The following is a 10,802-nucleotide window of genomic DNA, read 5'->3' as shown; positions in this document are numbered from 1 at the left end:
CCGCCGAGCGCGAGGGTCATGAATGGAGATAGATGGGTCTAGCATAGGGAAGCGGGTTGGCGGTGCGCTCTATGTGCACCAGTCTGCTATGGACAGCCTGCTTCCGGAACAGTCGAGGCTGATCGCTGCCGCTGCCGAGCACGTTCCACAGGGCAACTGGAACGTGGCGAAGATTGATCTGGCGGATGACTGCGCCGTATCACTTCTGCACTACGAGGACTTCGCGGAGCATGCCTTTCCTGCGCTGCGCCAAAGCCTCCGTGTCGATCTAAACACTGGCGTGGTGACCGTCCGTCGCTACCGGACGAATCCGCCGATCCTCCATCGAAAGGAACTTCTGCTGTCCCCCGATGCCCCCGGACGCGATGTCTATGTGGCGCTGACGCAGGAGCTTGAGCGGCGAGGCCTTTTCGTCGACATGACTCGGCGTGGGCGGCAAGACGCCTGGGAGGCCGCGTTGGCCGAAGCAGGACTCGAGGTGCGCGATCACCGTGTCGTTGCCTCCGGACCACCCGTGGAAGTTTCGATGACTGCTGAGGTTGCGGAGAGCCCCGTTGGTGACGGCATGCCACCCGTCGCCCGACACAGGACGGCAATTGGACGGAACAGCTTGTCCGCCCCGATGGCCGCGCTCAACGCGGCGGGGCTTCTAGAGGACGGAGTCAGCGTTCTCGACTACGGCTGCGGCCGCGGCGACGACGTGCGCGCGCTCAGGGCCGCCGGGATTGATGCGGTCGGCTGGGACCCGCACTTCGCACCAGATCGAAGTGTGCTCGCGCCGCGGCACGTCGTTAACCTCGGCTTCGTGCTCAACGTCGTAGAAGATCCCGCCGAGCGGAGCGACGTGCTGCGCAAGGCCTTCGATCTTGCCGAGCGTTGCCTGGCCGTTGCGGTCATGTTGGTCGGCAAGGGCGATGTCTCAGGCCACCGGCCGCATGGCGATGGCTTCCTTTCCTCTCGCGGCACCTTCCAGCGCTACTACACGCAGGTGGAACTGCGGAGCCTCCTGCTCGAAACGCTGGATATGGCGCCCATAGCGGCAGGTCCGGGCATCTTCTTTGTGTTCCGTGATGAAGAGCTCGAACAACGCGTTCTATCGCGCCGACAAATGGGAATGGGGGGCGGTCGGCCGATCCTGTCGGTGCCCCGCCCGCCGTCGAACCTGGCGTCTGGGTCGTACTGGCGCCAAGAAGTTCTCGCTTCGGTAAGGAACGATCTCATAGACCTTTTGTTGACAATGGGCCGCGTCCCTCACGCAGATGAAATACCCCCAGATCTGCGAATGCGTTTAGCGGAAGGGCGCTTGTCCGTAAAAGCGGCGATAGCCGATGTACTAGCAGCGATCCCGGCAGAGGAGATGGCCGCCGCTACTGCTCATCGCGCCGACCAGGTAGGTCGTTTCTTCGCCCTCGGTGCTTTCTCCGGCCGTGCCCCGTACCGCCGGCTGTCGCCTGAGCTGCAACGCGATATCCGTGCGTTCTTCGGCACGCTATCCGCGGCAGAGGGGGTCGGCCGACGCATGCTCTTCGACGCCGGCGATATGGACGCCCTTGCGGAGGAGGCGCACGCCCATGCAATGGCCGGCGTCGGGCACCTGTCAGGCGACAAATACCAGATACACGCCCGCGACCTGCCAAAGCTGACACCGCGACTGCGCACCTACATCGGCATCGCACAAACCCTTGCGGGAACTCTGGACGGCACCACGATATATCGCGTCCACCTTGCGTTTCGGAAGCTGACAGCACTCCTCTACCCGGACTTCGCCACAAGCGCTCTGCCAAGGCTTTCGGAGCGCACAAAGGTTGACTTGCGCACGGGCGAAGTGTCCATTTTTAATCACCAGTCTGACGGACGAGTTACCGTTCTAATGGATAAGTCGGTGTACATGATTGAGGAAGATGAGAGATACCTTGATCAGGTAAAGTTCGAGACAGAACTTCGGCGGCTATTTCGAGATTCAATCTCAAACATACCATTCACCGAGGTAGCCCACGCAATAATCAAGGCCGGTTTGAAACTACCATATTGAAAATCGGCATAACATCATTTCCATGGCTTCAAGCCTTGAGGTGATTACTTGAGTGAGGCCTGCCGAATTTAAGCTTTTCAAAACTCATATTGATTCAGATCGTCAGCCAATACCGCGTATGCCGCCGCTCTCCGGTCCGGTTCAGCGCGCTCATCTCCACCAGGTCCTGCAGGTCCCGGGTTGTTGTCGCACGAGAGGTGCCGGTGATGGCGATGTAGTTTTCGGCGCTTAGGCCGCCTTTGAATCCGTCAGGCCCCTCGCGGAACATGCGCTCGATCACCTTGGCTTGTCGCTCGTTCAGTCGATCACGGAATTGGTCGTAGAATTTCGCCTTGGCGATGAAGAACGCGACCTGTGTCAGGGTTACCTGCTGCGCCTTCAGAACGATGTCGGCGAACCAGATCAGCCAGCCAGTGACGCCCAGTGTCTTTTGGTGGGCCTCAAGCTGGTCGTAGTAGGCCTTCCGCTCCCGTTCGATCGTGTACGCCAGCGCGATCAGGCTTGGCTGGCCGATGGTCTGTGCGAGGGATTTTTCGGCGAGGGCTCGGCCGAGGCGGCCATTGCCGTCCTCGAAGGGATGGATGCTTTCAAACCAGAGGTGCCCAAGCGCCGCGCGGGTCAATGCCGGCAGGGGCGTTGGACCGTCTGGCGCCGTTCGGTTGAACCAGTCGACGAACACGTCCATCTCGCCTTGGACCTGCGCGGAGGGCGGCGCTTCGAAATGCACCGTCGGCCGGTCGATACGCCCCGAGACGATCTGCATCGCATCTGCATGCCGCCGGTAGGCCCCAATGGTTTCGAGGCCGCGATCATGGGATAGAAGCATCCCGTGCCAGCGGCTGAGGGTCTCGTGGGTCAGAGGCGCGGCGTAGGTAGAGTAGACGTCCACCATCATCTCCGCGACGCCCTGTTCGCGCGGCCTTGACGGTGCGCCGTCGGCGGTCAAGCCGAACTGACGGCGGAGGGAGGATTGCACGCTGGCCCTGTCCAGCACCTCGCCTTCGATGGCGCTGGTCCGCATCGCTTCTTCGCTCAGCAGTTCGATGCGCAGGCGGTCGCGCTCGTCATCGGTCACATGTCGGACGGCGCCGACGATTTCTCCGGACGACAACAGAAACTGCCGTTCGAGAGGTTCGACGACGGCGCTGTCAAAGCGAAAATTCGGCCAGTCGGGTTGCGACCAGTTCCAACGCATGAGCTATAGGTTCCTTTCCTATAACTCAAAATAGCGACAAATCATGATTTATGGAAGCGCGATCTATGCATCATGCCAGATGCTTGAACCGGCGGACACATCCGCAGGATCCCTCAAAGGGCTAGGCCTTTGCGCGGGTCAGGCGGCCTCGACCATCGGCTCGTAGCGCACATCGGGCATGGCATCATTGAGCCAGGCAGGCTGCAGGTCTCCATTGTTCCAATGGTACAGGTAGCCCACCAGCGTGTCGGTCTTCTTGCAGAGGATGCGCATGATCGGTTCGGCCGTAAGCCGTGGTAAAATGGTCACGATGTGCTCCTCTCAAACTGACCGCAGGACTTGTTAACAACGAGGCCGCAATATCGTTTTGAACGTCTTAGGGTTGGGTTTCTGCAACTGCAAGATGAAGTCAGCGGCCTCGGCAAGAACCCACCGACAAAAGGACAAGTTGTCTTTATAGACAGGTTTCTGGCGTATCCTTTTCTGCATTCTGCGCTGCAGCGCGAACGGCGATCTCGTCCAGGAGTATGTCGATCTCTGCCCAGACGCGCGGCTCGATCTGGCCGCGGACCAAGGCCCACTTGCTCAGCACATCGAGGGGGTCATGCACGCGCAAGAGGGCAGTCAGCGCAGGGGCATCGACCGCCAGCGAGGTGCGTGCGCGCCATTCGGTGATCCGTGTGCGCTGCTCTTCCGACGGAGGGATGAACTCGGACCCGAGCGCCCAGTTCTTGACCGCGCGGCGCAGAGCGGCGCGGATGACATGGGCGGGATCGACGCCGCAATCGATCAGGGCTTCTTCCTGCCGTTCCAGCGCGTTCACCCGGATGTCGATCTTGCGCGTCGCCGGACTGCGGCGTGGGCGGGTGGGAGATACCATAGCCGCGGATGCTGCACGCCCGGCTGTCTCCGGTCTGGGCTGAGGAGTGGGCGCAGGCTGCGTACTTGGCGGCGAAGCAGCGTGACTGTCCAAGACCACAGGGTCGACGTTTGCAGCTTCTGGCATCGTCTCAGCTCGCAGAACCTCTTCCCTTCCCGGGTCTCCTTCCACCTCGGCGCGCAGGGATGCAGCATAGGCGGGGTCGGGCCGCGTGATTGTCGGGATCTTCTTCCTCACCGCCCCGTCCTCACGCCGCGAGGATGTTGTTGAGGATGTCGGTCGCCTCTTCGAGCGCCTCGACCACATGGCGCACATGGGGGCGCATAAGCGGGTTCGGATCGGCCTGCTTCTGCAGCGCCACAGCGTGCAGAAGGCCCTTCTCGTCCATCTCCTTGTAGACGTTCCGTCGCATCATCACGGTCTCGACCACCGGAAACCGTGCGATCGCCGCCTCGATGAGGGCAGCATCGGCTCGGGTGGTCTTGGGGTCCACCATGTTCAGGACCACGTGGTGGCGGGGCAGGCTGTTGGGGTCATCGACGCGGGCGCGGAGTTTCTCGAACCAGTCAGCCGTCTGCGTGCCGACATCGAGATCCGAGGTCGAGAGCATCACCGGTGTCACGATGTGATCGGCCAGAACGGCGATCCCGTCCGACCACTCGGCCCCGACGCCTGCCGTATCGATGAAGATGAAATCTGCCGAGTCCGCCGCATAGACCTGCTCGATCCGGCGATCCACGGCCCCCACGCTCTCGACAGTCGCAGAGCGCAGCAGGGGCGATCCCAACCCCGCGGCTTCAGCCCGCTTGTGCCAGGTGCCGAGCACGCCGGTGCTGTCGGTATCGATCAGAAGGACGCGACGGCCAGCGGCAACAGCAGCGCTGATCAGGGCGCGCGAGAGCGTGGTCTTGCCACTCCCCCCCTTCCGGGCCATCGCGGCGATCACCACGAGATTGTCGTTCGGCATAGGGGCGGACCTCTCGCAAGAATGGTGAAACAAGACAAAGATGTTTCTACGTCGCTAAACTCCTTGTACGACGGCGTCAAGCAGAAGACGGGATGCGGGCTCCCTCAGGCGAAATGCGGGGCGCATGGTGCATCGCGCATGGGACGGAAGACACGCTGCACGCGACACCCGACGTCATCCCCTCTGCGCGATGCATTGCCCAGATGACGCGCGACATCCGGCGGGTGCCATTTTCCTCGTTGCAGGAAACGCGACGCATTCTGCATTGGACGTGGATCATCCGGCACCACGTGCGATGCAGGCGGCACATGCCATCGGGCACTCGCCAGAAGACGTGCTGCAGAGCGCGCAAAACGCAGTCCAAAGGACGCGATGCGCGGTGCAGGCAACGCGGGACGCGTTGCATTGAGCGCCTTGCGCGCTGCATTTGCCAAAGGACGTCAAATCGGCCCGCGAGGCCGATTTTCTACATTGAGTACAAGCCCTTGGTGCCTTCTCCGCTTGTGCTGGGAGAAGGCGGGCTTGTACGAAGTTGGCAAGAAATAGGAACGTATACTTCACATGGGCAGCAGTCGCAGACTGACCGATCAGGAACGCCGTCAGATCGTCCGGGAACGGGCGAAAGGCGTCTCGGTCAGTGCGATCAGTGCGGCGCTGAAGGTCACCCCCAAGACCGTCTACAACGTGCTCAGCCGGGGTCGTTCCACCGTCTCGGCCAATGACAGCCGCACCCGTGTGCTGACCATGCGGGTGACCGACCGTGACCTTCGCGGCTTCGACGCCGCCCTTGCGCGGCGTGGGATCGCACATCGGTCAGATGCCATGCGCTGCCTGATGCTCGCGGCCGACGATCTCCTGCGCCCGGATGAGGGCATGACGGATGAACTGAAAGGGATGAGCGCGGCGCTGAACCGGGTCGGCAATAACGTGAACCAGGTCGCGCGCCGCCTGAATGAGGCGAAGCTCAAAGGGGAGCGTCTGCCCTATACCCCCGCCAGCCATGCTGAGATCCGCGACCTCGCCGTTCTTGTCTTCGACATGGCCGATCAGATCCAGGAGATGTTCCGCGCGCGGCGTCGCGATCTGGACCTCGAAGTCACCAGGGCCCTCGCCGGTCTGGCGCGGCAGGAAGCGGAGCAGGTGGCCGAACGTGGCGCGGAGTGAGGCGCGCGGCGTCAGCCCCGCCCTCTTCGATCGCGATTGGAGCCGGGTCTCGGGCAGTTGGCAGGGGCTGTCGAAGAAGGCGCAGATGGTCCGGGCAGCGCGCGGCTACTCGCCGGCCATCTTCAAGCCGATCTCGAAAGGCGGGTGCCATACCGGCGCGCAATTGAAGGCCCAGCTTACCTATCTGACGACCAAGTCGAGCCATATCCTCGACAGCCGTGGTAACCATGACGGCAAGAAGACCCTGACCGAGGCCGAGATCGACCGGGTCGTGCGGCGCTTCGAGAACCAGTGGGGTGAGCGGCACAGCCCGAAGCTCGGGCACACCTCGCATCTTCTGATGGCCTTTCCCGTCGGCACCAGCGGCGAAGAAGTGCGCGCAATCACGGAATCCGTCTGCGAGCGGTTCTTTCAAGGTGAGGGGTCGCAATTCGACTATATTGCTGCAATACACCAAGATCGCGCGCATCCACATGCGCATATCGTTCTGAACCGCCGCAGCAAGGATGGCGAAATGTTCTTTCTCGGGAAGGATCACCACTTCAACTACGACGCCTTCCGGGTGGCGATGGTCGAGGCGGCACAGGTCCACGGGATCCGGCTCGAGGCGACACGGCGTCTTGACCGGGGGGTCACGACCTACCGCGCCGAGATAGACGAGGTCTACAAAGCCCGTGAAGAAGGCCGGCCGCCGATCGAGCGCCAGCGCACGGGGACTGACCTGGCTACCGCCCTTGAGACGGTGGCGCGCAATACGCTGACCTATCGGGGTTTGGCGGTCGAGGCGTCCCGGTCGAACTTCGATGACGTGGCCGAGGCACTCGAGCGGGCCAGCACCATCCTCGCCAGTGGCGGTCAGATCCAATCTGACGGAGCCATCTACATGTCCCAAGACGAAACAGCGTTCGACACGCTGATCACCGAATTTTCTCAGAACATCCGTCAGATCGAAGCGGCGATCGACCGGGCACCCGCATCCGAGCGGCCGGAGATCGAGCGCAAGCTCACCGATGTGCTGGCATCGGTCGCGCATCTCAATCCGCTGGGGGACCGCTCGGCCGCCCTCCTCGATGCGCCGTCCCGGGACGGGGTCTATGCGCGGGCGAACATGCGCGAGGACCAGATGGGAAGCCTCGACGACGATGCAGTCAAGGCGCGCCTCAGCGAGGCGCTGCAGGGCACGGGTATCGACCCCGAAGCCGTGGTCGCCCGCATGCGTCAGGGTGCCGGCAATGCCGCGCTCGAACGGCAATGGTTGGCGCAGGATCTGCGAGCCATCGCCAAGGCGGGCGATCTCGATCTGGAGAAAGGCGAGGACCGCGAGGAAGCGCTGGACCGGCTGGAGGCCGTCCATGTCCGCCTGGGCGACACGCTGACCGATGCGCGCATCCTGCGGGCCATCGACGAGGTGGATGAGACCAAGGATAAGGATGACCCGGTTGCCCAGGCCCAGCGTGTGACGCTGCCCGAGCGCGCGGCGTGCGAGTCCGCCATCTTCGCCCCCTCCGAGCGCAGGGATTTCCAGGAGCTCGTTGCTCAGTTCCGCCGGACGGATTTCGACCATCCCTTCTCGGACGACCCAAGCGTGCGCCGGGCCGGTGCCGTTGAGGTGGAGGAAGCTCGGGCCGCCTTCAACGCCTTCGCGCAGCGGTCGTCCGATCATGCTGAACTGGCATCGATGGCCTGGGACAAGATCACGGACAGCCGCAAGCCGCAGGAGTTCGCCGTCGAGGAGAAAGACCGCACGCTCCATGCCGGGGACATGGACCTCGCCCTGCGCGATCCAATGCAAAATCTTGGTACGATCACGGAAGACGACCGCACGCTCGCGCGCTACCGCGCCGAGATGCCGGACGAGGAGTTCGGGGCGGCAGTGCAGGAGGAAATCAACCGCCTGCGCGCCATGGGGGCGTCCCGCGCCTATATCAGCGAGCGGAGCTTCGACATCGAGGATCAGGCGCGGCAGGACTATGCCGAACGGCGCTTCATGGCTGAGACGGCCCCTGATGTGTTGACCTTCCTGCAGCGGGCAGAGGCCGAGGACGTGGAACCGCTCACCGAGACGGATGGACAGCGCCTCGTCGCCCAGATCGACCGCAACCTCACGCCGAATGCGGTGACAGCCCTGCGCGCGGGCCACGCCGATGTGCTGGAAAAGTTCACCGAGCATCCGTTGCGGCAGCTGGAACTCGCGAAGGCTTATCTGGAAAGCAGCGAGGTGACGGCCCATGGCCCCGCCATGGAGCGGGTGCTGGATGCCCTGGCCGAAGAACAGATCGAGGCGCAGCGCGCGCGTCACGCAGCGGCGCATGGCGAGAAAGGGATCACCCATGGATAAGGGCAAGATCGCGGGCGGGATCCTGAGCCTGACGCTGGTTGGTCTCGCCATCGGCTATGTCGTGGCCACGGGCTACCTTACCATCCGCTATGGCCTGTCGACGCAAGCCTTCGACGTCACCTTACTTGCGCGCGAGTACCGAGCCCTTGGTGTCAGCGCGCCGCGGGACTTTCTCTGGGTGAACCTGATCCTCGCAGGCTTTGGGATCGCCGCGCTGATGCTGAGCGTGACGCTTCTGGGCGATGCCCTGACGCGCTTCGGCACGACCCATTGGCAGACCCGGGGCGAGATGAAGCGCAACGGCTTCTTTGCCAAGCCCGGCGGCGGCTTCCTTCTTGGCAAGCTTGGCCCCCCGAAATCGAAGCGCCTCTTCCTCGTGTCGAAAACCTTCCCGCATGCGCTGATCGTTGCGCCAACGGGCCGGGGCAAGGGCGTGGGCTTCGTGATCCCGAACCTGCTCACCTACAAGGGCTCGGCCGTGGTGCTGGACGTGAAGGGCGAGAACTTCCGCGAGACCTCCCGCTTCCGCGCCAGCATGGGCGACAAGGTGTTCCGGTTCGCGCCGACTGATTGGGACCGCCCGACGCATCGCTACAACCCGCTTGCTCGCATCGCGGCCATGACCAATCCCGACCGGCAGCAGATGGAGCTGAAGCTCACCGCCAAGCTCTTCCTGCAAACCGACAACGAAAAGCTGAGCGGGCTCCTGGCCGGGGGTATCGATCTCTTCGTCGCAGCAGGCCTTCTGGCCTTCGAGCGCGGCGTGCCGACCATCGGCGAGATCTACCGCATCACCGCCTCGGGTGGTGACAAGCAGAAGGAGTACTTGAAGCGCGCGCACGAGGTGAAGAACACATCTGCCAAGCTGATCTTCGAGCGCATGGCCTCGACCAACAACGACACCCTGACCTCGTACCTGTCGCTCCTGATGACCTCGGGTCTCGACACCTGGGACAACCGCGCCATCGACGCGGCCACCGCGACCTCGGACTTCTCCTTCCGGGATATCCGACGGCGGCCCCACGCGATCTACCTCGTGGTCGACTCCGAGATGATCCGCCCGCTGGCCCCATTGATCCGGCTGTTTTTCTCGGACCTGATCGCCTCCCTGCAGGCGCAGGAGCCGGGCGACGACGAGCCGTGGCCGGTGATGATCATGCTCGACGAGTTCGACCGGCTCGGGAAAATGCCTATCGTGGCCGAGAGCATCAAGACCTTGCGCTCTTTCGGCGGCAACCTCGCCATCGTCACCCAGACCATTCCGGCGCTGGACGAGATCTATGGCGAAAACACGCGCCGGTCGCTTCAGGGCGGCGCTGGCGTGAAACTCTACCTCACCCCGTCCGAGCAGAAGACCATCGAGGAGCTGAGCCAAGCTGTTGGCAAAACCACCAAGCGCGTGGTCACCCGGTCTCGCGCAGTCGGGCGCAACCCGTTCGAGGGGCGCAGCGTCTCCGAGCGGACCGAGGACACCCCGCTCCTGACCGAAGATCAGGCCCGGCGCATGGACCTGGACGAGGTGATCCTTGTGATCGACGCACAGATGCCGATCCGGGCGCGGCGGATCAAGTATTTCGAGGACCCGGCGCTGAAGGCGCTGCATATCGGTCAGGTGGGGAGTTTCCCGTATCCGGATGAGGACGGGCTGAGGCGGGACCGGCAGATGACCGAGACGCGGGAGACGGTGGAGAAGCTGAAGCTGGAACTGCAGGAGGTGAGGACGGCTGCGGGGGCGCAGGGGTCTGGGACTGCGTCCTCGTCAATGACGGTTGAGGCACCTGCAACGGAGCCGCAGGATCCGCAGCCAGCGCTATCAGGTCGGGCGCGCGGCCGAGCAGCACGCGCTGCGGCGGGCGGCGGTGGGTCCGGTCAATTGTCGTTCGATCTGGCTGGACTGGGGCTCAAGGAGGCGGACAGGACCCAGCTCGCGGCGGCGGTACAGACAACGCGGGCGATCATGGCAGCTCACGTTGAATGATGGACACCGCAGCTTGGGCGGTGTCGCTCTGGATTTATCACGTTGCACATGATCTGCACATGGCCGCAGCCTACCCCGTTGAGACTACGCGACATTCGGTCTGATCCTCCATAGGGCCCGCAGACAATCTAGAATGTTGATTTATTAAATTTTTTTGTGTATCTGCAATCTGTTGGTGGCGGATGCTGCTACGCTGAAATACGCCCCAATATCCCCGAATTTGCCCCTCTACGACGACTCATTGCACA

8 protein-coding genes are annotated in these 10,802 nt (G+C 63.0%); 4 read left to right on the top strand and 4 right to left on the bottom strand.

The genetic code is table 11. The features are described 5' to 3' along the window. The first annotated feature begins 88 nt into the window (after positions 1-88). A complete protein-coding gene (locus ACP159_RS19715; protein WP_425101429.1) occupies positions 89-2,032 on the top strand; it encodes a DNA phosphorothioation-associated putative methyltransferase in 1,944 nt (647 codons plus the stop codon). Positions 2,033-2,126: 94 nt separating this feature from the next. Here ACP159_RS19715 and ACP159_RS19710 read toward each other — a convergent pair whose 3' ends face one another. The 4 genes from ACP159_RS19710 to ACP159_RS19695 form a co-directional block, all read right to left on the bottom strand. Continuing rightward, positions 2,127-3,227 (bottom strand): Fic family protein, encoded by a 1,101-nt coding sequence (locus tag ACP159_RS19710; protein ID WP_425101428.1) that lies wholly within the window; start codon positions 3,225-3,227, stop codon positions 2,127-2,129. A gap of 138 nt (positions 3,228-3,365) precedes the next feature. Continuing rightward, complete coding sequence (locus tag ACP159_RS19705; RefSeq protein WP_425101427.1) at positions 3,366-3,536, bottom strand: hypothetical protein; 171 nt, start codon at positions 3,534-3,536, stop codon at positions 3,366-3,368. Between the two features lie 145 nt (positions 3,537-3,681). Next, on the bottom strand, positions 3,682-4,107 hold the full coding sequence (locus tag ACP159_RS19700) for a hypothetical protein (RefSeq protein ID WP_425101426.1): 426 nt from the start codon (positions 4,105-4,107) through the stop codon (positions 3,682-3,684). Positions 4,108-4,354: 247 nt separating this feature from the next. After that, on the bottom strand, positions 4,355-5,074 hold the full coding sequence (locus tag ACP159_RS19695) for a ParA family protein (RefSeq protein ID WP_425101425.1): 720 nt from the start codon (positions 5,072-5,074) through the stop codon (positions 4,355-4,357). 561 nt (positions 5,075-5,635) lie between these two features. On the opposite strand from ACP159_RS19695, the gene ACP159_RS19690 reads away from it, so the two are divergent. The 3 genes from ACP159_RS19690 to ACP159_RS19680 are packed head-to-tail and all read left to right on the top strand — an operon-like array spanning position 5,636 to position 10,554. Further along, entirely contained in the window at positions 5,636-6,238 is a 603-nt protein-coding gene (locus ACP159_RS19690) for a helix-turn-helix domain-containing protein (protein WP_425101424.1), read from the top strand. Then, positions 6,225-8,576, top strand: coding sequence for a relaxase/mobilization nuclease domain-containing protein (locus ACP159_RS19685; RefSeq protein ID WP_425101423.1), 2,352 nt, complete (start codon positions 6,225-6,227; stop codon positions 8,574-8,576). The genes ACP159_RS19690 and ACP159_RS19685 overlap by 14 nt, the downstream gene beginning before the upstream one ends. Then, on the top strand, positions 8,569-10,554 hold the full coding sequence (locus ACP159_RS19680) for a type IV secretory system conjugative DNA transfer family protein (protein ID WP_425101422.1): 1,986 nt from the start codon (positions 8,569-8,571) through the stop codon (positions 10,552-10,554). Before ACP159_RS19685 ends, ACP159_RS19680 begins: the two co-directional genes overlap by 8 nt. Positions 10,555-10,802 lie beyond the last annotated feature (248 nt).

It is taken from the genome of Tropicibacter sp. S64 (genome assembly GCF_049803835.1).
Taxonomy (GTDB): Bacteria; Pseudomonadota; Alphaproteobacteria; order Rhodobacterales; family Rhodobacteraceae; genus Pacificoceanicola.
This window is presented reverse-complemented; position numbering and strand designations above follow the sequence as displayed.